Genomic DNA, 22,918 nt, shown 5'->3' on the forward strand with positions numbered 1-22,918 from the left:
GCAGCGTTGCCGAGTAAACTTTTGCCAGCTTTTCCCTCCCTGCTGAAATCCCTTGCCGCCTTCGGACTGGCAGGCTGCGTCGCGTTGTCCGCAGTGGCGGCGCCGCCGCGCACGCTGCGCTTCGACCAGCTCGATGTGGAAGACGGCCTGGCCCAGGAATCCGTGCTCGCCATCGCGCAGGACAGGCAGGGCTTCATGTGGTTCGGCAGCCAGGCCGGCCTGTCGCGCTACGACGGCTACCGCGTCACCGTGTACCGCAACATCGTGTCCGACCGCCGCAGCCTGGCCGAGAACTGGGTGGGCGTGCTGCATATCGACCCCAAGGGCCGCATGTGGGTGGGCACCGATGGCGGCCTCGATCTGTTCGATCCCGTCACCCAGCACTTCACACACTTCCTGCCGCAGGAGCCGGAGAAGCGCGGCAGCGGCAACCGCCATGTCAGCGCCATCATCGATGACGGCGCCGACGGCCTGTGGGTGGGCACGCGCGACGGCCTGCAGCGCTTCGACCCGTCCACCGGCCGTTTCACGATCTGGCACAATGAAAAGAACAAGCCGGGCAGCCTGTCGCACGACCAGATCAACGGCCTGGCGCGCGACCGCGAGGGCAGGCTGTGGATCGCCACGGCGGCCGGCGTGGACATGCTGGCGCCCGGCGCCGGCGAATTCCGCCATTTCCCGCTTGAGCCCAGCGGCGGCACGCGCCTGGCGCCGCAGTCCCTGCTGCTGGACCGCGATCACGTGCTGTGGGTCGGCACCCAGAACAATATCGAGCAATGGACGCTGGACGGCGCCGTACCGCAGCGCCGCCGCCTGGGCGCAGCCGAGGGCCTGCCTACCGGCCTGGTACGCCGCATCTACCAGGATATCGACGGCGCGCTGTGGATAGGCACGCAGAACGATGGCCTGTTCCGCTGGCGCCCTGCCGAAGGGCGCTTCGTGCAATACCGCCACCAGCAGGGCGACCCGCACGCACTGGCCGACAACTACGTCTACTCGCTGTTCCGCGACCGTGTCGGCACGCTGTGGGTCGGCACCTGGTACAACGGCGTGAGCCGGGTGGACCTGGGCAGCGGCGGCTTTTCCCGCCTGGTGAAGGACCCCGGCCGTCCGCGCTCGCTGACCGACAACAAGGTGCGCGGCATCGTCGATGCGGGCAATGGCAAGATCTGGGTCGGCAACAGCGACGGCCTGAATTACTACGATCCGCTGAACGGCGAAACGGTGCTTTACCGCCTGCCGGAGAGCGCCGGCTTCGCACAGAACATCACGGCGCTGGCCAGGGATCCCAGGGATCCGGACGGCGCGCTGTGGGTGGGCAGCCGCCAGGGCGTGCGCCGCTTCGATACGAAAACCCGCCGCTTCGGCCCCCTGATGTTGACCCACGGCGATCCCGAGAACGACACCGTGCGCTACATCTACGGCGACAGGCAGGGCGTGCTTTGGGTTTCCACGCGCGCCGGACTGCACCGCCTGGACCCGGAAAGCGGCGGCGTGCTGACCTACCGCCACGATCCGGCCGACAGCAACAGCATGGCGGACAATGTGGCGCGCCCGGTGCTGGAAGACCGCCGCGGCAACCTGTGGGTGGGCACTTTCAACGGCCTCGATCTGCTGGACCGCGCCACCGGCCGCTTCACGCACATCCGCCACAACCCGGGCGACCCGAACAGCCTCAGTCACAATGAAGTGCACTTCCTCTACGAGGATGGCGACGGCACGTTGTGGGTGGGCACGGCGGCGGGCCTCAACCGCATGGAGCGGCGCGGCGACGGCAGCGTGAGCTTCCGCCGCTACCTGCGCAAGGATGGCCTGGCGGACGATGCGATTGCCGCCATCCTGCCCGGCAAGGAAGGGCAGCTCTGGCTATCCACCAACACCGGCATCTCGCGCCTGGATACGCGCAGCGGCCAGGTGCGGAATTACTCGGGCGCGGACGGCACCATCGAAGGCGCCTACTTCGACGGCTCGGCCCTGCGCGCGGCGGATGGCACCCTGTACTTCGGCGGCTTCAATGGCATCACGGCCTTCGATCCTGCGGATGTGCGCGAGAACAGCGTGGCGCCCACGGTGGCCATCACGGACTTCCAGATCTTCAACAAGTCCGTGCGGCCGGGCCAGGCCGGCAAGGTGCTGAGCGCGGCCATCGAATACACCAGCGAGCTGTCGCTGCGCGAGCAGGATTCGGTGTTTGCGCTGGAGTTCGCGGCCCTGCATTACGCCGCGCCGCAGCGCAACCGCTTTGCCTACCAGCTGCAGGGTTTCGACAAGGACTGGGTGGTCACCGACGCCGGCAAGCGCTTCGCCACCTATACCAATCTCGATCCGGGCAGCTACCTGTTCCGCGTGAAGGCCGCCAACAAGGATGGCATCTGGAACGACAACGCCGCCACCTTGCGCATCACGATCGAGCCGCCGCTGTGGAAGACCTGGTGGTTCCGCGGCATCGCGGGCCTGCTGCTGGCCGGCGTGGGCTACGGCGTCTATCAGGCGCGCGTGCGGGTTCTGAGTCATGCGCGGGCAAGGCTGGAGCAGCAGGTCAGCCTGCGCACGGCGGAAGTGGAACTGAAGAACAAGCTGCTGCAGGAGCAGAAGCGCGAACTGGAACAGCGCGACAAGAACCTGCGCCAGGCCAAGCAGCGCGCCGAGGAGGCCACGCGCCAGAAGTCCGAATTCCTGGCCAATATGAGCCACGAAATGCGCACGCCGCTGGCCGGCGTGATCGGCATGCTGGGCTTCGCGCTGCGCGATGCGGCCCTGAAGGAGCGCACGCGCGACCAGATCGAGCGCGGCCAGGCCAACGCCCAGTCGCTGCTCACCATCATCAACGACCTGCTGGACTTCTCCAAGATCGAAGCGGGCAAGCTGGCCATCGAGCATATCGATTTCGCGCTGGCCAGCGCGGTGGAAAACGTGGTGAGCCTGTTTGCCGAGCAGACCACCACCTCCACCGTCGGCTTCCGCGTGGAGTTCGATCCCGCACTGCCGCCTTTCGTCGTGGGCGACCCCACGCGCCTGCGCCAGGTGCTGGTCAACCTGGTCGGCAATGCCTTCAAGTTCACCGAGCAGGGTGAAGTGCGCCTGCATGTGGAGCTGGTGGAGCAGGAAGGCATGAAACCGGGCTGGCACCTGATCCGTTTCACCGTGCAGGATACCGGCATCGGCATCCCGCCCGACGAGCTGCCGCGCCTGTTCGAGCACTTCGAACAGGGCGATACGACCACCACCCGCCGCTACGGCGGCACGGGCCTGGGCCTGGCGATCTGCCGCCAGCTGGTCGACCTGATGGGCGGCGAGATCGTGGCGGACAGCCAGCCGGGCGTGGGTTCAACCTTCAGCTTCACCATCCCGCTGCCGAACGGCGTGGCGCCGCCGCTGGTGCCGCACGTGCCGCGCAAGGCACATAGCCACCAGCTGCGCGTGCTGTGTGCGGAAGACTTCCCGACCAACCAGATCATCATCCGCATGATGCTGGAGGAGCTGGGCCACAGGGCCGACATTGTCGGCAATGGCGCACTGGCCGTTGCCGCCTGCGCCCAGGCCCGCTATGACCTGATCCTGATGGACGGCCGCATGCCCGAAATGGATGGCCCGACCGCCACGCGCCTGATCCGCTCCGGCGGCCCGCACGAGGCGCCGGTGCTGGACCAGGAATTGATGATCATCGCGCTGACCGCCAACGCCAGCGAAGAAGACCGCAGCCGCTACCTCGCCTCCGGCATGGACGATTTCCTGACCAAGCCGATCGACGAGGGCGCCCTGCATTTCCAGCTGAGCCGCGCCATCGAGCGCCAGCTGCAGCGCGGCATTGCGCTGCCGCCGATGCCGCACAAGGAAGCGCGTCCCTCGATCGCGGAACTGGACGCGATGTTCGGCGTGGGGGACATGCCGGAAACGGCCACCATCCTGCCGCCGGGCAGCCACGCGGCGGACGCCATCAAGCTGCGCCTGCGCGACGCCTTCATTGCCGACCTGCCGGCCCGCCTGCGCGAACTCGACGCGGCGCTGGCGGCAGCCGATGCCGATGCGGCGGGCCGCCTGTTCCACGGCATGAAGGGCAGTGCGGCTTACCTGGACGAAGCGGAATTGCGTGCGCTGTGCACGGAGCTGGAAAAGGCGGCTGACCGGGCCTTGTGGCCCGCCATCCAGTCCAAGCTGCCGCGCCTGCGCGTGCTGTTGGACCATGTCGTGGCGCCGCCGCGCCACTGAGCAGTGCATAATGGCGGCTGTGCGAACGCACACTGTGGAGATTGTTGAATGAAAGTGCTGGTAGTAGATGATGATGTCGTGTCGCGCATGGTGCTGATGCACCTGATCGATGGATGCGGCAAATTTGAGATTGCGGAAGCCGAAGATGGCGCCGACGCGTGGGAGCAGCTGGAGGCCGGCCTGCGCCCTGCGATCTGTTTTTGCGACCTGCGCATGCCGCGCCTGTCCGGCATGGAGCTGCTGCAGCGCGTGAAAAGCCATCCGGAACTGAGCGGCTTGCCCTTCGTGCTGGTGTCTTCCGCCACTGACAAGGAAACCGTGCAGCAGGCCACGCTGGCCGGCGCTGCCGGCTATATCGTCAAGCCCTTCCAGTCCGACCAGGTGCGCGTGCATCTGTCGGCCTTCCTCGACCAGGCGGCGCAAGGCTACCAGCACCGTGCCGAAGAACCGGCCGACACCCAGCTGCGCCTCGGCATCAGCGCCGACCGCCTGCTGGTCTACCTGGCCGGTTTCCAGAACCAGATCACCGCCGCCGGCAACGAACTGCAGGCCTTGCTCGCGCGCGGCGAGCAGCAGGAAGCCCGGGCCCGCATCGACCGCCTGCACGCCGGCTGCGTCACCCTCGGCCTGACCGGCGCCGCCGCCGTCCTGCACGACTCGCAGCTGCACAACGACTCCGTGCAAGCCGCCCTGTCCGACGTCATCCGCGCCGTCATCCAGCAAAGCTCCCTGGTCCGCCAAGCCGCATAATCCGCCCGCCGCCCGCCGCCGTGCCTTCTGCCTCACCACTGGCGCGTAGGGCGGATCATTGATCCGCCGTTTTCGCGCTTGCCACAAAATTACTTTAGGTTTAAAGTAACCGCGTGCAGCCTGAATTCAACCTCCCACCACCCCCAGGGCGACCATGAACAGACCAACTGCAATCGAACCGAGCGCGCATCTCGATCAGTTCGCGCGCCAGCATCTCCCTCCGCAGGACCAATGGCCCGACCTGGTCTTCGACCTGCCGGAGCTGCAATACCCTTCCCGCATGAACTGCGTCGCCGAAATCCTCGACCGCGCGGTAGAGCAGGGCAAAGGCGCGCGCATCGCCCTGCGCGGCGAGCATGAAACCTGGACTTACGCCCAGTTGAAGGAAAAAGTCGACCGCATCGCCCACGCGCTGCGCGGCCCGATGGGACTCGTGCCCGGCAACCGCGTGCTGCTGCGCGGCGCCAACCACCCGATGATGGCAGCGGCCGTGCTGGCCGTGCTCAAGGCCGGCCTGATTGCCGTCCCCACCATGCCGCTGCTGCGCGCGCGCGAGCTGGGTGTGATCATGGACCGCTCCAAAGTCAACGCCGTGCTGTGCGCCGACGCCCTGCACGAAGAAATCGAAGTCGCGCCGACCCGGCCGGACAAGATCGTCTACTTCAATGGCGACAGCGGAGAAGGCTCGCTGGAAGCCCTGATGGCGCAACAGCCCTCAAGCTTCGAACCCTGCGACACGTCAGCGGAAGACATCTGCCTGATCAGCTTTACCTCCGGCACCACAGGCGTCCCGAAAGGCACGATGCACTTCCATCGCGACGTGCTGGCCATCTGCGACTGCTTCCCGCGCCACATCCTGCAATCCGAACCGGACGACCTGTTCATCGGCACGCCGCCGCTGGCCTTCACCTTTGGCCTTGGCGGCCTGCTGCTGTTCCCGTTGCGCATCGGCGCAGCGGCCGTGCTGCTGGAAAAGCTCACGCCCGAAGGCTTGCTGCAGGCGATCGAGCAATACAAGGCCACGATCTGCTTCACGGCGCCCACTTTCTACCGCCAGATGACGGCGCTGGTCGGCAAGTATGATCTCTCGAGCCTGAAGAAATCCGTCTCCGCCGGCGAAGCGCTGCCGGTCGCCACGCGCGAAGGCTGGCAGCAGGCCACGGGCCTGCGCATGATCGACGGCATCGGCGCCACCGAGATGCTGCATATCTTCATCTCGGCCGCCGGCGACAATCCGCCCCGGCGCAACCGGCAAGCCGATTCCCGGTTACCGCGCCTGCATCCTGGACCGCGCCGGCAATGCCGTCGGCCCCGGTGTGATTGGCCGCCTGGCCGTGAAAGGCCCGACCGGCTGCCGCTACCTCGATGATCCGCGCCAGAAGGACTATGTGCTGAACGGCTGGAACCTGACGGGCGACGCCTACGAAATGGATGCGGACGGCTACTTCTTCTACCGTTCCCGCACGGACGACATGATCATCTCCGCTGGCTACAACATCGCCGGCCCCGAGGTGGAAGACGCCTTGCTGCGCCACCCTGCGGTGGCCGAATGCGGCGTCGTGGGCGTGCCGGACGAGGAACGAGGCCAGATCGTCGCCGCCCATGTAGTGCTGAAGCCCGGTTTCGAAGGAACGCCTGAACTGGCGGCTGCGCTGCAGGACTTCGTCAAGGAGCAGATCGCGCCCTACAAATACCCGCGCCAGATTCGCTTCCTGAGCGCCTTGCCACGTACTGAAACCGGAAAGCTGCAGCGCTTCAAGCTGCGAGGAGCCTGATGAATATTGTTTGTATCGGCGGCGGGCCGGCCGGCCTGTATTTCGGCCTGCTGATGAAAAAGCAGAACCCGGCCCACCGCATTGTGATCGTGGAACGCAACCGGCCTTATGACACCTTCGGCTGGGGCGTGGTGTTCTCCGACCAGACCCTGGGCAACCTGGTGGCCGCCGACGAACCCACCGCGCGCGAGATCCTGCAGTCCTTCAATCATTGGGACGATATCGACGTTTCTTCAAGGGCCAGAAGGTCACCTCCGGCGGCCACGGCTTCTGCGGCATCGGCCGCAAGCGCCTGCTGAACATCCTGCAGCAGCGCTGCGAAGAGCTGGGCGTGGAGCTGGTGTTCGAGTCGGAAGTGATGGACGACCAGGAACTGGCCGCGCGCTACGAGGCCGACCTGGTGATCGCCTCCGATGGCCTGAACAGCCGCGTGCGCGCCCGTTACGAATCGACCTACCAGCCCATGATCGAAGCGCGCCAGTGCCGCTTCGTGTGGCTGGGCACCACGAAGAAGTTCGACGCTTTCACCTTCGATTTCCAGGAAACGCCTCACGGGTGGTTCCAGGCCCACATCTACCAGTACGACGGCGAGACCTCGACCTTCATCGTCGAAGCGCCGGAAACCGTGTGGCGCGCGGCGGGGCTGGAAGAGATGTCGCAGGAAGAGACGATGGCCTTCTGCGAAAAGCTGTTTGCCGAGCGGCTGGAAGGGCACAAGCTGATGTCCAACTCGGCCCACCTGCGCGGCTCGAACGTGTGGATCAAGTTCCCGCGCATCGTCTGCCAGCAGTGGGTGCACTGGAACGACAAGGTGCCCGTAGTGCTGATGGGCGACGCGGCGCACAGCGCCCACTTTTCGATCGGCTCCGGCACCAAGCTGGCTCTGGAGGATGCGATCGAATTGACGCGCTGCTTTGCCGCGCATCCCGGCGACATCGCCGCGGCGCTGCGCGAATACGAGTCCGTGCGCGCCGTTGAAGTGATCAAGATCCAGAGCGCGGCGCGCAACTCGATGGAATGGTTCGAGAACGTGAAGCGCTACACGGCCATGGAGGCGCCGCAGTTTGCCTACTCCATGCTCACCCGCAGCCAGCGCCTCTCGCACGAGAACCTGCGCCTGCGCGACGCCGGCTATGTGGCGCGCTACGAGCAGTGGCTGGCCGAACGTGCCTATGCGGAGGCCGGCCTGCCGCTGCCGCCCTCCGGCTCGCCAACACCGCCGCCCATGTTTACGCCTTACCGCGTGCGTAGCCTGCTCCTGAAAAACCGCATCATTGTCTCGCCGATGGCGCAATACAGCGCGGTGGACGGCTGCGTCGGCGACTATCACCTGACCCACCTCGGCGCCCGCGCCATGGGCGGCGCCGCGCTGGTGATGGCCGAGATGACCTGTGTTTCCGCCGATGCGCGCATCACGCCTTTCTGTCCCGGCATGTACGCGCCCGCGCACATGATGGCTTGGAAGCGCATCGTCGATTTCGTGCATGCCAATACGGACGCCGCCATCGGCCTGCAGCTCGGCCACGCCGGCGCCAAGGGCTCTACGCGCGCCATGTGGGACGGCATCGATATGCCGCTGGACAAAGGCAACTGGCCGCTGCTGTCGGCATCCCGGCACCAGTACCTGCCGGGCATTTCGCAAGTGGCGCGCACGGCCACGCTGGAAGACATGAACCGCATCGTCTCCGACTTTGTGCGTGCCACGCGCATGGCGGACGAAGCGGGCTTCGACTGGCTGGAACTGCATTGCGCGCACGGCTACCTGCTGTCGTCCTTCATCTCGCCGCTGACCAACCAGCGCGGCGACGAATTCGGCGGCAGCCTGGAAAACCGCTGCCGTTTCCCGCTGCGCGTGTTCGCGGCCATGCGCGCGGTCTGGCCTTCGCATAAGCCGATGAGCGTGCGCATCTCGGCGCACGACTGGGTCGAAGGGGGCATCACGCCGGACGATGCGGTGCGCATTGCGCAGCTGTTCAAGGCGGCTGGCGCGGACATGATTGATTGCTCGTCCGGCCAGGTCAGCAAGCTGGAAAAGCCAGTGTTCGGCCGCATGTTCCAGACGCCGTTTGCCGACCGCGTACGCAATGAAGCGGGCATCGGCGCGATCGCCGTCGGCTCGATTTTCGAGGCCGATCATGTGAACGGCATCATCGCTGCGGGGCGCGCGGATTTGTGTGCGGTGGGGCGTCCCCATCTCGCCAATCCAGCGTGGACGCTGGGCGAGGCCGCGCGGCTGGGCTATCGTGAGCTGTGGTGGCCCAAGCAGTATTTGGCCGGCAAGGCGCAGCTCGAGCGCAATCTCGAGCGCGAACGCCAGCTTGCCGCGGCCAGCGCTGGCCTCACGCCGCAGCAGCTGGCGGCCAAACTACTGGAGGGTTGACGATGACGCTGTCCGGCAAACACGCATTCATCACCGGCGGCGGCCGAGGCATCGGCGCCGCCTGCGCCCGCGCGCTGCTCGCGCAAGGCGCTTCCGTCACCATCGCCGGCCGCGACCTCGACACCCTCGAGCGCACGGCATCCGCGCTCGCCGCGCAACACGACGCGCCCGCTGCGTCCAACCCCGCCGCAACGCTCGCCGCGCCCGCCGACGCCACTGCGCCGCCGCACGGCGCGATCGCCACGCCCGCCGGCCCCCGCATCTTCGTGCACCAGCTGGACGTAGCCGACGAAGCCTCCGTCCGCGCCGCAATGCAAGCCGCGGCCGAAGCGCTCGGCCCCATCGCCATCCTGGTCAACAATGCAGGCCAGGCGCAGCCCGCACCTTTCGCAAAGACCACCAGCGAACACTGGCAGCAAATGCTGAACGTAAACCTGACCGGCGCCTTCCTCTGCACGCAGGCAGCCTTGCCGCACATGCTGGAACAAGGCTGGGGACGCATCATCAACATCGCCAGCACCGCCGGCCTGAAAGGCTATAAATACGTCAGCGCTTACGTCGCCGCCAAGCACGGCCTGGTCGGCCTCACGCGCGCGCTGGCGCTGGAGCTGGCAACGAAGAACATCACGGTGAACGCCGTCTGCCCCGGCTACACGGAAACGGACATCGTGGCCGGCGCCATCAGCAATATCATGCAAAAGACAGGACGTAGTGAAGAGCAGGCCAGGGCAGAACTGGCCGCCGGCAACCCGCAGCAAAAGCTGGTGCAGCCGGACGAAGTGGCGAATGCGGTGGTGTGGCTGTGCCATCCCGCTTCGTCCGCAATGAACGGACAATCCATCGCCGTCGCCGGCGGCGAAGTCATGTGAGGGATACGATGCTCGACCTCTCCAGTCGCCTGCAGGACGAACACCACCAGTCGCTCAAACTCTGGCTGCGCATGCTCTCCTGCACCACCAGGATCGAAAACGAAATCCGCAGCCGCCTGCGCACGCAGTTCGGCATCACCTTGCCGCGCTTCGACCTGATGGCGCAGCTGGAACGCTATCCGGACGGGTTGCGCATGGGCGAATTGAGCAAGCGCATGATGGTCACTGGCGGCAACGTCACCGGCATCACCGACCAGCTGGAGCAGGAAGGCCTGGTCGCGCGCGTGCCCGATCCGAACGATGGCCGCGCCTTCAGCGTCAAGCTCACGCCCACCGGGCGCACGGCCTTCAGCCAGATGGCGCTGGTGCACGAGCGCTGGGTGGCTGAACTGCTGCAGGACATCTCCACCGAAGACAAGGCCCAGCTGATCGACCTGCTGTCGCAGATGAAGGGCCATCTCAATAAGGACACACCATGAAATACCTCCAGGGCCAGCCGCAAGAGCTGCCGGGCAACCGCGCCCGGTTGGCAGGCTACCAGGCCAGGCACTTCCTGTTCAGCGTTGCCGGCGGCGTCGCCACGCTCACGCTGGACCGCCCCGAGCGCAAGAACCCACTTACCTTTGAATCCTACGCCGAGCTGCGCGAGCTGTTCCGCGCACTGGCCTATGCGGACGATGTGAAAGCCATCGTCATCACCGGCGCCGGCGAAAACTTCTGTTCCGGCGGCGACGTCCACGAAATCATTGGCCCGCTGACCAGGCTCGATATGCCCGGCCTGCTGGCCTTCACGCGCATGACGGGCGACGTGGTGAAAGCCATGCGCGCCTGCCCGCAACCCGTGATCGCGGCCATCGACGGCGTTTGCGCCGGTGCGGGCTCGATGCTGGCGCTGGCGTCGGACATCCGCCTCGGCACGGAGCGCAGCAAGACCGCCTTCCTGTTCACGCGTGTGGGGCTGGCCGGCTGCGACATGGGCGCCTGCGCGCTGCTGCCGCGCGTGATCGGCCAGGGCAGGGCGTCGGAACTGCTGTACACGGGCCGCTCGATGTCCGGCGCCGAAGGCGAGCGCTGGGGCTTCTACAACAGCCTGCACGCGCCGGAATCGCTGCTCAAGGCCGCGCAGGATTTTGCCCAGGGCCTGGCGGACGGTCCCACCTTTGCACACGGCATGACCAAGAAGATGCTGCAGCAGGAATGGAATATGGGCGTGGACGAAGCCATCGAAGCCGAAGCCCAGGCCCAGGCCATCTGCATGGCCACCAACGATTTCCATCGCGCCTACCATGCCTTCGTGGCGAAGCAGAAGCCGGTGTTCGAGGGCGATTGAAATGACCGACAAATCGTATCTGAGCTGGCCATTCTTCGAGCCGCGCCACGCTGAACTGGAGCGGGAACTCGACGCCTGGGCCGCGGCCAATGTGCGCGATGCCCACGGCCACGACGTCGATGCGCAATGCCGGGACCTGGTGCGCGCCCTCGGCGCCGCCGGCTGGCTGCGCCACGCGGTCGGCGGCACGTCCGGCGCCGGCGCGGCCATCGACACGCGCGCCATCTGCCTGATCCGCGAAACGCTGGCCCGCCATAACGGCCTGGCGGATTTCGCCTTCGCCATGCAGGGCCTGGGCTCCGGCGCCATCAGCCTGTTCGGCAGCGTGGAAAACAGGCGCGAATACCTGCCGCGTGTGGCAGCCGGCGAAGCGATCGCCGCCTTCGCCCTGTCCGAGCCCGAAGCCGGCTCCGACGTCGCCGCCATGCAATGCGCGGCGGTGCAGGAAGGCGATCACTACGTGCTGAATGGCGAAAAAACCTGGATCTCGAACGGCGGCATCGCCGATTTCTACGTCGTCTTTGCGCGCACCGGCGAGCAGCCCGGCGCGCGCGGGATCAGCGCCTTCATCGTGGACGCCAACACCCCCGGCTTCGAGATCGCGGAGCGCATCGACGTGATCGCCCCGCACCCGCTGGCCCGCCTGCGCTTCAACAACGTGCGCGTGCCGGCCGCCAAGCGCCTGGGCGAAGCAGGGCAAGGCTTCAAGGTCGCCATGGCGACGCTGGACGTGTTCCGCACGTCGGTGGCTGCCGCCGCATTGGGCTTCGCGCGCCGGGCGCTTGACGAGGCGATGGCGCGGGCCAAAGGGCGCAAGATGTTCGGCCAGACGCTGGCCGACTTCCAGCTGACACAGGCAAAGCTGGCGCAGATGGCGACCGGCGTGGACAGCAGCGCGCTGCTTACCTATCGCGCCGCCTGGCAGCGCGACCAGGGCGGCAAGGTCACGAAGGAAGCCGCCATGGCCAAGATGACCGCCACCGAAACCGCGCAGCAAGTGATCGACGCCGCCGTGCAAATGTTCGGCGGCCTGGGCGTGGTCAGAGAGCAGCCGGTGGAGCGCCTGTACCGCGAAATCCGCGCGCTGCGCATCTACGAAGGCGCCACCGAAGTACAACAATTGATCATCGCGCGCGAAATGCTGCGCGAAGCGTAAGGAGCTGGTATGCAAATTCTTCAACCGCCGGGCTGGGCGAGGCCGCGCGGCTACTCCAACGGCATCGCGGCGTCCGGCCGCATGGTATTCGTCAGCGGCACCGTGGGCTGGGATGCCGACGGCCAGTTCCAGACCGACGATTTCGCCGGCCAGGTACGCCAGGCGCTGCATAATATCGTCGCCGTGCTGGCCGAAGCGGGCGCTCGCCCCGAGCACATTGCGCGCATGACGTGGTACGTGGTGGACAAGCACGAATACATGAACGCCTATAAAGAAATCGGCCAGGCGTACCGTGATCTGATAGGCAAACACTATCCCGCCATGACGGCCGTCGAAGTGGCCGGCCTGATGGAGCCGCGCGCGCGGGTGGAGATCGAAGTGACGGCAGTCGTGCCCACATAATTTTTCTAAAGTGCTATATTCGGCGGTGTTTTTACAGACGCTGAAGAGAGGTGCCACCATGGCCCAGCATTTCCCGCGCCTTGCCGGAGCCGCGTTTGCGGTGCTCGTGCTCAGCGCAAGCGCTCCCGTCCATGCCGCCACGCCGCTATTGAGCGAGTCGGACAAAAGCCAGCTCGCCAAGTGGCTGGGGCAGGGACCAATCGAACTGGAGCGCATCTACAAGAAGCGCATCGGACAGACTGCCGCGGACTTCCACGCAGCGGTCGATGGTAAAGGACGTACCTTCGTGGTCATGGAAGCGACCACGGAGTTGGGCGACACATTCCTGGTGGGCGGCTACAACCCCCAGAGCTGGGATTCCTCGGGGCGCTTCCATATCACGACCGATCAGTCGCAGCGCGTCGGCTTCATCTTCAACCTGACTTCGCGCCAGCTGCACATCCAGACGCCGCGCACTTACGCGCTGGATACGGTCGGTTCCTTCCAGACCTTCAATGACGCCAAGCTTGGTCCCGTGTTCGGCGCCGGCCACGATCTGTACGTGCCGTTCGACCTGACCAATGGCGGTTATTCGAGCATGTATTCGTATATCGATCCGGCACGCAGCAACTTCGATTCCAGCCTGCTCGATGGCCGCGATTTCACCAAGCCCAATGTCACCTTCGGCGATATGGAAGTGTTCACCATCGCCGTCCCCGAACCGGCTGCATGGATGATGCTGCTGCCGGGGCTGGGCCTGCTAGGCTTCATGCGGCGCTCGACGCCAGCAGGGTCTTCCGGAATATCTCGACCAGCGGCCGCAGGTTGACCTTGTGCCATGCCGCCCACAGCGGCGTGCGGTAGGTGAACCAGGACAGGTCGCGCAGCACGACCCCTTGCGGCGCCTGGTAGCGCAGGCTTTGCTGGATCATCGTCAATCCCAGTCCCGCCGCAACCAGGCCCAGTGCGGCCAGCGGTTCCGTGGCTTCCATCCGGATCTGCGGCGTGAAACCGGCGCGGGCGCAGGCGGCGACGAAGTTATCGTGGCCCAGCGAGCTTTCCTTGTGCAGCACCCCTATCCACTTTTCCGCACCGAGGTCGGCCGGCGTGAGGTTCAGCATGGTCGCCAGCGGATGGCCTTCGGGGATGGCGAGCAGCATCGGGTCGTTCAGCACCTGGGCATACTCCAGGTCCGGATCGTCCGGCGCCGGCGGTTCGCAGACCAGGGCGATATCCAGGCTGCGCTGGCGCAGTCCTTCCAGCTGTTCCGCCGAGTGGTAGTTATACAGCGCCACGTGGACGGCGGGACGCTCTCCGCGCAGCTCGCGCAGGGCATTCGGCAGCACGCCCGAATGCATGGCGTTTTCCAGGTAGCCGATGCAGAGGCCGCCTTCATCGCCCCGTCCCAGGCGTTTCGCCAGCGATTCGAGGCGGTTGGCGTGGGTGAGAAAAGCCTTGGCCTCGGCGAGGAAGGTGCGGCCGTCGCGCGTCAGGTAGATGCGCTGCTGGGAGCGCTCGAACAGGATCAGTCCCAGCTTTTCCTCCAGCTGCGCGATCTGGCGGCTGAGGGGCGATTGCGAGATGTGCAATTTTTCCGCGGCCCGTCCCACGTTTTCCTCTTCGGCGACGGCGACAAAATAGTGCAGCTGGCGTATATCAAGCATTTCAGACCTCCCGGGACTCAAGTGTCGCATATTCCGTCTTGGACAGACTTATGTTCGCTATCTAGACTGGGCTCTACCAACTTACCTCATGGAGAGCACAATGAGTATCAAAGACAAACTGATCGGCACCAATCCCCTTGGCTTCGGCACTGCACCGCTGGGCAATATGTTCCGCAACATCCCGGAGGCGGAAGCCGAGGCGACGGTGGACGCGGCCTGGGAACAGGGCATCCGCTACTTCGATACCGCGCCCTTCTATGGCGCCGGCCTGTCTGAGATCCGCCTTGGCAAGGCGCTCGCCAAGCACAAGCGCAGCGAGTATGTCTTGTCAACCAAGGTCGGCCGCCTGGTCCTGGACGAAGTCGAGGACGCCAAGGCGCGTGACCTGGGCGAGAAGGGCGGCCTGTTCGAGCATGGCTTGCCGAACAAGATTGTCAACGATTACACGGCTACCGCCACCCTGCGTTCGATCGAGGACAGCCTGAAGCGCCTCGGCACCGATTACCTCGATATCGTCTATGTGCACGATGTGGCGCAGGACTTCTACGGCGATGAATGGCTGGCCAAATTCGAGGAAGCACGCACCGGGGCCTTCCGTGTGCTGACCCAGCTGCGCGAGCAGGGCGTGATCAAGGCCTGGGGCCTGGGCGTGAACCGCGTCGAGCCGCTGGAACTGACGCTCGACTTGCAGGAAGCGCAGCCGGATGGCTTCCTGCTTGCAGGCCGCTACACGCTGCTCGATCACGAGCGCGCCCTGCAGCGCCTGATGCCGGCGGCCATAGCGCGCAACGTGGACATTGTCGTCGGCGGCCCTTACAGCTCGGGCGTCCTGGCTGGCGGCAGCACCTTCGAGTACCAGCAGGCTTCGCCTGAAGTGCTGGCACGGGTGGAGCGCATCAGGGCGCTGGCCGCGCGCCACAATATCAGCGTGAAAGCTGCAGCACTGCAGTTCGTGCTGGCCAATCCGGCCGTGGCTTCCGTGATCCCTGGCGCCAGCCGTCCCGAGCGCCTGCTGGAAGACCGCGCTGCGCTGGCGGAGAAAGTGCCGGCGGACTTCTGGCGCGAATTGCGCGAGCAGGGCCTGGTCGCTGCCAACGCACCGCTGCCGGCGTGAGGTGGATCATGGCGAATGCATCTGCACACATCGAGATCCCGGCGTCCGCGGACAAGGTATGGCAGCTGATTGGCGGCTTCGACGCGCTGCCGGACTGGCTGCCCTACATCCCGCAAAGCGAACTGAGCGAAGGAGGGCGGGTACGCACGCTGGCAAATCCGAACGGCGAGGCGATCGTGGAGCGCCTGCTGTCCTTCGATGAGGAAGGGCGCAGCTACAGTTACGCCATCCTGTCCGCGCCGTTCCCGGTGACCGGCTACCGCTCCACCTTGCGCGTGCTGGAGGCGGGCAACCATGCCCGCGTCGAATGGTCCGGCCAGTTCACGCCCGCCGGCGTCAGCGACGACGAAGCCGTCCGCCTTTTCCGCGGCATCTACCAGGACGGTCTCAAAGCGCTCGCAGCCTCATTCAGTCCAGTCAAGTGAACCAGGTGCCTGCCACATCGTGGCAGGCACCAGCTTCTGGTCCTGGTTTCACAGCCTGACCTCGTCTACGTGGCGACCCCGTCCCTAGCTTTGTGCTACCTTGCCTAACAGTGTTGTCATATTGATATCACTTGGCAACATTGGGCTTGGGCAATTGTTCGCCCAGGCTTAGGGCGCGGCGCCGCGCACGATCGGCGCCTGCAATTGTTGACATTGCTTAACGGGGTCCACAATGAAGAAACTACCTCAGAAGTTGGCTGCGGCGGCTGCTGCATGCCTTTTGGCGGGAAGCGCTTTTGCCGATATCGGCACGGCGTCCGTCAATGATGTAACGCTGAACGGCAGTCCCGCAGATGCCTTTGCCTACCAGGCAGGGTGGAATCCGCAGGCCGGTCCGAATGGCGACACCAGCGGTTTCGGCACCACCTTTGATGCCTTTGGAACCGGCTCGGCATGGGATCTGCTGGGCAAGAAGGACGGCAGCACGCCCTTCAGCACTACGGGACCGCTATCCTTCACGCTCACAGGGTCCGGCAGCAGCGGCACCTGGACCGTGACCAACACCAGTGCCACGCAGAACATCCAGCTGGACCTGGTCTTTGCCCTGCACGCGGGGAACCAAGGGGGCGCCTGGCTGTTCGATAACCAGGCCATCGCCGCCGGCCAGACGCTGAACGGCACCTGGCAGATGAACTGGACCGTCGGGAATAACGGAGCCCATCCGGACTTCTCCAACGCAACCGTGTTTGGCCGCGATATGGCCACCACGCCGGTCCCCGAACCGGCAACCTACGGCATGCTGCTGGCAGGCCTGGGACTCGTCGGCGCCATCGCGCGTCGCCGCCGCGGCGAGTAATTCGCCGATGTAACAAAAGTACGTAGTAGCGTGATTCGCGCGCAGGCCCGCTGATTTGGCCGCCAGCCGGCCGGCGCAAATTCTTTCAAATGATTCCCGCCAGGTGGATAATGATCCCGACGGTGAAGGTCAGGTTTGCGAAAACCAGGCCGCACAGCCAGCGGATATCCTTACGCAATTCAGCAAATCCGCGCCCTATCGCAGCACGCTGCTCGGCAAAGCCACGCTCTGTGCTGACGCGAAGGGCCTCGATCACATGCTCAAGCCGGTCGATATCTTTCCTGTTGTTCTCCACTTCCGCCTCAACTTTGGCAACGCGTTCTTCAAGGTCCATATAGGCCTCCGCAGCGTGATATACCGCCAAGGTGGCGCAATTGCGCGGAAAGCATATTGAGTTAGGACAGGGGACGTGGGGATAAGTTCCCGGGGAGGGCGCCGTGGTCCCCCCGACTGGAATCGAACCAGTATCCCACGCTTAGGAGGCATGTGCACTATCCATTGTGCTACGGGGAGGACGCAAAGCGAGCGCAATTATAGCCGACGGCGCGGCAGTTGTTACAATGCTCGTTTATCCCACAGATTTCATCCCCTCATGGCAGTCGTTTCCCTCTCTTCCGCGCAGCTGGCATTTGGCCACCATGCGCTTCTCGACCACGCGGAATTTTCGCTGGAAACCGGCGAGCGCATCGGCCTGATCGGCCGCAACGGCACCGGCAAATCCTCGCTGCTGAAGATTATTTCCGGCCGCATGAAGCTGGACGATGGCCTGCTGGTCATGCAGCAGGGCCTGAAGGTCGCCTATGTCGAGCAGGAGCCGCAATTCGAGCCGGAGATGAGCGTGTACGACGCGGTGGCGGCCGGCCTCGGCGAGTTGCCGGCGCTGGCGAAGGAATACGAAGGACTGACCGGCCAGCTGGGCCAGGGCAACGACGATGCGGTCATGGAGCGCATGCACGAGATCCAGCTGAAGCTGGACGCCGGCGATGCCTGGAACCTGAAGAACAAGGTCGAACAGACCCTGGACCGCCTGAACCTGGGGGGCGACGCGAAGATGGGCACGCTGTCCGGCGGCATGCAGAAGCGTGTGGCCCTGGCGCGCGCCCTGGTCGCCGCGCCGGACGTGCTGCTGCTGGACGAGCCGACCAACCACCTCGACTTCACGTCCATCATGTGGCTGGAAGGCTTGCTGCGCGACTTCAAGGGCAGCATCCTCTTCATCACCCACGACCGCTCCTTCCTCGACAACGTCGCCACGCGCATCGTCGAACTGGACCGCGGCAACCTGATGTCCTACCCCGGCAACTTCAGCGCCTACCAGACGCGCAAGGCCGAGCAGTTGGCCATCGAGGAAGTGGAGAACGCCAAGTTCGACAAATTCCTGGCGCAGGAAGAAGTCTGGATCCGCAAGGGCGTGGAAGCGCGCCGCACCCGCAATGAAGGCCGCGTGCGCCGTCTCGAAGCCTTGCGCGCGCAGCGCTCGGTGCGCCGCGACCAGCAGGGACAGGTGCGCCTGGAAGTGGCGTCCGGCGAGCGCTCGGGCAAGATCGTGGCGGAACTGGAAAACGTCGACAAGGCTTACGGCGAGAAAGTGATCGTCAAGGACTTCAGTTCCATCCTCATGCGCGGCGACAAGGTCGGCCTGATCGGCACCAACGGCGCCGGCAAGACCACGCTGCTCAAGCTGATCCTCGGCGAAGAACAGCCGGATTCGGGCGCCATCAAGCAGGGCACGAAACTGCAAGTCGCCTACTTCGACCAGATGCGCGCCCAGCTCAATGAAGAAGCCAGCCTGGCCGACACCATTTCGCCCGGCTCCGACTGGGTCGAAATCAACGGCCAGAAAAAGCACGTGATGAGCTACCTGGGCGACTTCCTGTTCGCGCCGGAACGCGCCCGCTCGCCGGTGCGCACCCTGTCGGGTGGCGAACGCAACCGCCTGCTGCTGGCGCGCCTGTTCGCCAAGCCCGCCAATGCCCTGGTGCTGGACGAGCCGACCAACGACCTTGATATCGACACACTGGAACTGCTGGAAGAACTGCTGGAGGATTACAGCGGCACCGTCTTCCTTGTCAGCCACGACCGCACCTTCCTCGACAATGTGGTGACCCAGGTTATCGTGGCCGAAGGGCAGGGCAGGTGGAAGGAATATGTGGGCGGCTACAGCGACTGGGAACGGGTGCGCGATGCGGCGCCCGCACCGGCGGCGTCGGCAGCGAAAAAGCCCGCGCCAGCCGCCGCAGCGCCCGCCGCCGCCGCGCCCGCAGCCAAGCCGAAAAAGCTCAGCTTCAAGGAGCAGCGCGAACTGGAAGAATTGCCCAAGCTGATCGCCACGCTGGAAGACGAGCAGAGCGCGCTGAACATCACCCTGTCCGACCCCGACTTCTACAAGAAAACGCCGGGCGAAGCGAAGCGCCTCAATGAGCGCATCGGCCAGATCGAGGAGGAATTGATGATGGCGCTTGAGCGCTGGGAAGAGATCGAGTCGCGTAACAAAGTTTGATCTGCATCAATATAGTTTCTTGTCCCATTTCCAAACCGCACTTTCGTGCGCGCCAGCTCAGCAGGACATTGTAAGATCTGCAAAACCTTTCACGAGGAGGCAGATCCACAATGTCAGTCCAGCACCCGGAACCACCGATCGCAGGAGCCGCAGCGGCGCACAACGCCGCTGACACGGCAACGGGCGGCGTCCTGCCGCGCGTGCTGCCCTTCGCCATCTACCTCGGCTTCATCGGGGTACAGGATGTGCTGGAGCGGGCGGGCCTGACCGGCGACCAGCTGCGCTGGCTATATGCCGTGAAGATCGGCGCCGTGCTGCTGGCGCTGCTCGCCTGCCGCCGCCATTACACCGAACTGACCCGCGCCCGCCTGGGCGCCGGCATGGCCGCCATCTCGGCCGTGGTCGGCGTGCTGGTGCTCGCGCTGTGGATCAGCCTGAACGCGGACTGGATGCAGGTCGGCGTTTCCACTGGTTTCAATCCCACCGATGCGGCAGGGCGCATCGACTGGTTGCTGGTCGCACTGCGCATCGGCGGCGCGGCCCTTATCGTGCCGGTGATGGAGGAACTCTTCTGGCGTTCCTTCCTGCTACGCTGGCTTGAACGGCAGCATTTCCTCTCTGTACACCCTTCACAAGTGAAGGTTAAAGCTGTCGTGATCACGGTGCTACTATTCGGCATCGAACACAACCTGTGGCTGGCCGGAATGGTGGCCGGCGCAGCCTACACCCTGCTCTATATGCGCAGCGGCACACTATGGGCGCCCATCCTCGCCCATGCCGTCACGAACGGTCTGCTGGGGGCGTGGATCCTCGCCACCGGCAACTGGACATACTGGTAAAAAGAAGGCTCTCTCATGCACAAACCTTTGTCCCCATTGCGGCTGATTCCATTGGCCTGCACGCTTGCCGCCGGTGCGGCCCATGCCGATATCAGCGACACCATCAAACCTTTCGTCCAGGTGGCTTACACCTATGACGACAACCTGCTCCGGCTGCCCGACAATACGCCGCCGGACTTCCAGCGCTCGGACAAGGCCACGCAAACCATCGCCGGCTTCCTGCTGGACCGTCCTATCGGCCGCCAGAAGCTGACGGGGCAGGCGAAAATCTCGCGTGTGACTTTCGATCACTACGACCAGCTCGACTACAACGGCAAGGACTTCAGCCTGGATTGGGCCTGGGTCCTCGGCAACCACCTGGACGGCAATGCCGGCGGCAGCTATTCGCAAACGCTGACTCCGTTCAACGACTTCCACAGCGATGACCGCAACCTGCGTACGCAGCGCCGCGAGTACGTGAATGGCGGCTGGAAATTCCATCCGAGCTGGCGTGCGCGCGCCGGCTTCCAGCGCTACAAATACAGCTACGAGCTGCCGGCCCAGCGCATCAATGACCGCAACGAGGACCTGACCGAAGCGGGCATCGATTACCTGGCGCCCAGCGGCAGCAAGGTCGGCTTCGTCGTGCGCCGGCTGAAGGGCACTTACCTGAACGAACGCCGCCTCGGCACCGCCTTCCTCGACGAAGGCTATACCCAGGACGAACTGAAGGCCAATATCAACTGGCTCTACAGCGATATCACGCAGCTGACCGTGCTGGCCGGCTACGCCAAGCGCAAGCATGACCAGTTCACTTCGCGCGATGCCAGCGGCGCCAACGGCCGCGTAACGCTGACCTGGAAGCCGCGCGTGAAACTGAAATTCCAGGCCGACGCGTGGCGGGATTTCTCCGCCGTCGAATCGACTCTAATCAGTAACAGCCTGAATCGCGGCGCCAGCGTGGCGGCGAACTGGGAAATCACTTCCAAGGTTTCCGCCAATGCCGCCTACCGTCACGAGAAGCGCCAGTTTGAGCCGGTGGGCAATGTCGTCTTCACCGGTGGCGACAGCGATACCACCAAGAACAGCAGTGTGGGCCTGCAGTACATGCCGACCCGCAATATCCAGCTGAACCTGAGCGGCTTCCACGAGCGCCGCAGCGGGGCGCCGCTGATCGGCACCGGCAGCTACAAGGCCAAAGGCGTTTCGTTCAGCGCCACGGCACAGTTTTGAAACACGCAGTAACGGGAACCAGCAATGACTGTCAATGATTTACCCATCGTCGCATTCTTTCAGCGGGTGCTGGACCCGCTGATTATCATGGGCACGCTGTACGCCACCTCGGTGCTGTACGGCGAACCCTTCACCGGCTATTCGCTGGTGTTAATGGTGTTGGCCTTTTTTATTTCGTCCTCGGTGTACCAGCACGTGGACCCTTACCGTACCTGGCGCTCGGGCCGCATCCTGGCCTATTCGCGCGATATCTTCATGGGCTGGTTCGTCACGGCCCTGATCCTGGTCTTCCTCGGCAATGCCAGCGGCCTGGCCTACCACTATGAAGAATCGGTGGTGCTGAGCTGGTTCTTTGCCACACCGTTTGCGCTGCTGTTCAGCCACCTGGCGGCGCGCAAGGTCAGCGTCGATCCCGCCAAGGCGAGCGAAGTGCGCTCGGTGCTGATTGTTGGCGCCAATGATGTGGGCGCGAAGTTTGCCCGCACCATCGAGCGCTACCCCAATCTCTTTCTCAGCGTGCGCGGCTTCTTCGATGACCGCATGGAAGAGCGGCGCCCGAGCGACCTGCACTATCCCGTGCTGGGCAAGATGAGCGAAGTCGCGCCCTATGTGCGCGAGAACAATATCAAGATGATCTTCATCAGCCAGCCAATCTCGGCCCAGCCGCGCATCCGCAAGCTGCTGGACGAGCTGCAGGACACGACCGCATCCGTCTACTTCCTGCCGGACATCTATGTGTTCGACCTGATGCAGGCGCGCTTCGACAACGTCGGCGGCATGCCTGTCGTTGCCATCTGCGAGACGCCCTTCATGGGTTTCAACAGCTGGCTCAAGCGCGCCAGCGACATCGTGCTGGCCAGCGTGATCCTGCTGATGCTGCTGCCGGTGATGAGCGTGATCGGCCTGGCCGTGTGGGCCAGTTCGCCCGGTCCCATCATCTTCCGTCAGCGCCGCTACGGCCTGTATGGCGAGCAGATCATCGTCTACAAGTTCCGGTCGATGAAGGTGACGGAAGACGGGGCGCAGGTGGTGCAGGCCAAGGTCAACGATTCGCGCCTTACGCGCATCGGCGCCTTCCTGCGCCGCACCTCGCTCGATGAATTGCCCCAGTTCATTAACGTACTGCAGGGTTCGATGAGTATCGTGGGGCCGCGCCCGCATGCGGTCGCGCACAATGAGCAGTACCGCAAGCTCATCAAGGGCTACATGCTGCGCCACAAGGCCAAGCCGGGCATCACCGGCTGGGCCCAGGTCAACGGTTTGCGCGGCGAAACGGAAACGCTGGACAAGATGGAAGCGCGTATCCGTTACGACCTCGACTACCTGCGCAACTGGTCGCTATGGCTCGACCTGTGGATCATCTTGCGCACGGTAAAGGTTGTGCTCGCGCGGCAAAACGCGCATTGAATTTTTTCATTGCTTTCAATCGTGCGCGGCAGTATGCCCGTTAAAATTGCA

General features: G+C 64.7%; 17 protein-coding genes, 1 tRNA gene and 2 pseudogenes. 17 read left to right on the top strand and 3 right to left on the bottom strand.

Annotated elements, in window-relative coordinates:
• The first annotated feature begins 21 nt into the window (after window positions 1-21).
• The 10 genes and pseudogenes from ACHMW6_RS08585 (at window position 22) to ACHMW6_RS08630 (ending at window position 13,679) form a co-directional block, all read left to right on the top strand.
• Window positions 22-4,209, top strand: a complete 4,188-nt coding sequence (locus ACHMW6_RS08585; RefSeq protein ID WP_395406715.1) for a two-component regulator propeller domain-containing protein — start codon at window positions 22-24, stop codon at window positions 4,207-4,209.
• A 48-nt stretch (window positions 4,210-4,257) separates the two neighbouring features.
• Entirely contained in the window at window positions 4,258-4,959 is a 702-nt protein-coding gene (locus tag ACHMW6_RS08590; protein WP_395406716.1) for a response regulator, read from the top strand.
• 172 nt (window positions 4,960-5,131) lie between these two features.
• A pseudogene (locus ACHMW6_RS08595) lies at window positions 5,132-6,734 on the top strand (AMP-binding protein).
• Window positions 6,734-9,114, top strand: a pseudogene (locus ACHMW6_RS08600) (bifunctional salicylyl-CoA 5-hydroxylase/oxidoreductase). Before ACHMW6_RS08595 ends, ACHMW6_RS08600 begins: the two co-directional pseudogenes overlap by 1 nt.
• A gap of 2 nt (window positions 9,115-9,116) precedes the next feature.
• Window positions 9,117-9,983: an SDR family NAD(P)-dependent oxidoreductase gene (locus ACHMW6_RS08605; protein ID WP_395406717.1), complete on the top strand. Its 867-nt coding sequence runs from the start codon at window positions 9,117-9,119 to the stop codon at window positions 9,981-9,983.
• Between the two features lie 8 nt (window positions 9,984-9,991).
• The gene (locus ACHMW6_RS08610) at window positions 9,992-10,462 is read left to right on the top strand and encodes a MarR family winged helix-turn-helix transcriptional regulator (RefSeq protein ID WP_395408562.1); all 471 of its coding nucleotides are present in this window, start codon (window positions 9,992-9,994) and stop codon (window positions 10,460-10,462) included.
• A complete protein-coding gene (locus tag ACHMW6_RS08615) occupies window positions 10,459-11,313 on the top strand; it encodes an enoyl-CoA hydratase family protein (RefSeq protein WP_395406718.1) in 855 nt (284 codons plus the stop codon). The genes ACHMW6_RS08610 and ACHMW6_RS08615 overlap by 4 nt, the downstream gene beginning before the upstream one ends.
• A 1-nt stretch (window position 11,314) precedes the next feature.
• A complete protein-coding gene (locus tag ACHMW6_RS08620; protein WP_395406719.1) occupies window positions 11,315-12,469 on the top strand; it encodes an acyl-CoA dehydrogenase family protein in 1,155 nt (384 codons plus the stop codon).
• Window positions 12,470-12,478: 9 nt separating this feature from the next.
• Window positions 12,479-12,871: a RidA family protein gene (locus ACHMW6_RS08625; protein WP_395406720.1), complete on the top strand. Its 393-nt coding sequence runs from the start codon at window positions 12,479-12,481 to the stop codon at window positions 12,869-12,871.
• Window positions 12,872-12,929: 58 nt separating this feature from the next.
• Window positions 12,930-13,679: a PEP_CTERM-anchored TLD domain-containing protein gene (locus ACHMW6_RS08630; RefSeq protein ID WP_395406721.1), complete on the top strand. Its 750-nt coding sequence runs from the start codon at window positions 12,930-12,932 to the stop codon at window positions 13,677-13,679.
• Here ACHMW6_RS08630 and ACHMW6_RS08635 read toward each other — a convergent pair.
• Window positions 13,618-14,514: a LysR family transcriptional regulator gene (locus tag ACHMW6_RS08635; protein ID WP_395406722.1), complete on the bottom strand. Its 897-nt coding sequence runs from the start codon at window positions 14,512-14,514 to the stop codon at window positions 13,618-13,620. The genes ACHMW6_RS08630 and ACHMW6_RS08635 overlap by 62 nt on opposite strands.
• Window positions 14,515-14,614: 100 nt before the next feature.
• On the opposite strand from ACHMW6_RS08635, the gene ACHMW6_RS08640 reads away from it, so the two are divergent.
• From ACHMW6_RS08640 to ACHMW6_RS08650, 3 genes are all read left to right on the top strand, one after another.
• Window positions 14,615-15,628: an aldo/keto reductase gene (locus ACHMW6_RS08640; RefSeq protein ID WP_395406723.1), complete on the top strand. Its 1,014-nt coding sequence runs from the start codon at window positions 14,615-14,617 to the stop codon at window positions 15,626-15,628.
• A gap of 8 nt (window positions 15,629-15,636) precedes the next feature.
• Window positions 15,637-16,053, top strand: a complete 417-nt coding sequence (locus ACHMW6_RS08645) for an SRPBCC family protein (protein WP_395406724.1) — start codon at window positions 15,637-15,639, stop codon at window positions 16,051-16,053.
• Window positions 16,054-16,285: 232 nt separating this feature from the next.
• Complete coding sequence (locus ACHMW6_RS08650) at window positions 16,286-16,909, top strand: PEP-CTERM sorting domain-containing protein (RefSeq protein WP_395406725.1); 624 nt, start codon at window positions 16,286-16,288, stop codon at window positions 16,907-16,909.
• An 85-nt stretch (window positions 16,910-16,994) separates the two neighbouring features.
• Here ACHMW6_RS08650 and ACHMW6_RS08655 read toward each other — a convergent pair whose 3' ends face one another.
• Both ACHMW6_RS08655 and ACHMW6_RS08660 read right to left on the bottom strand, forming a co-directional pair.
• The gene (locus tag ACHMW6_RS08655) at window positions 16,995-17,243 is read right to left on the bottom strand and encodes a hypothetical protein (protein ID WP_395406726.1); all 249 of its coding nucleotides are present in this window, start codon (window positions 17,241-17,243) and stop codon (window positions 16,995-16,997) included.
• A gap of 104 nt (window positions 17,244-17,347) precedes the next feature.
• Window positions 17,348-17,422: transfer RNA gene (locus ACHMW6_RS08660), tRNA-Arg, on the bottom strand.
• Window positions 17,423-17,501: 79 nt separating this feature from the next.
• On the opposite strand from ACHMW6_RS08660, the gene ACHMW6_RS08665 reads away from it, so the two are divergent.
• From ACHMW6_RS08665 to ACHMW6_RS08680, 4 genes are all read left to right on the top strand, one after another.
• Window positions 17,502-19,409: an ATP-binding cassette domain-containing protein gene (locus tag ACHMW6_RS08665; protein ID WP_395406727.1), complete on the top strand. Its 1,908-nt coding sequence runs from the start codon at window positions 17,502-17,504 to the stop codon at window positions 19,407-19,409.
• A gap of 110 nt (window positions 19,410-19,519) precedes the next feature.
• On the top strand, window positions 19,520-20,248 hold the full coding sequence (locus ACHMW6_RS08670) for a CAAX prenyl protease-related protein (RefSeq protein ID WP_395406728.1): 729 nt from the start codon (window positions 19,520-19,522) through the stop codon (window positions 20,246-20,248).
• 15 nt (window positions 20,249-20,263) lie between these two features.
• Window positions 20,264-21,460 (top strand): XrtB/PEP-CTERM-associated polysaccharide biosynthesis outer membrane protein EpsL, encoded by a 1,197-nt coding sequence (epsL, locus tag ACHMW6_RS08675; protein WP_395406729.1) that lies wholly within the window; start codon window positions 20,264-20,266, stop codon window positions 21,458-21,460.
• A 24-nt stretch (window positions 21,461-21,484) separates the two neighbouring features.
• The gene (locus ACHMW6_RS08680; protein WP_395406730.1) at window positions 21,485-22,867 is read left to right on the top strand and encodes an undecaprenyl-phosphate glucose phosphotransferase; all 1,383 of its coding nucleotides are present in this window, start codon (window positions 21,485-21,487) and stop codon (window positions 22,865-22,867) included.
• The last annotated feature ends 51 nt before the right edge of the window (window positions 22,868-22,918 follow it).

The organism is Pseudoduganella sp. UC29_106, assembly GCF_044055365.1.
GTDB lineage: Bacteria > Pseudomonadota > Gammaproteobacteria > Burkholderiales > Burkholderiaceae_D > Rugamonas.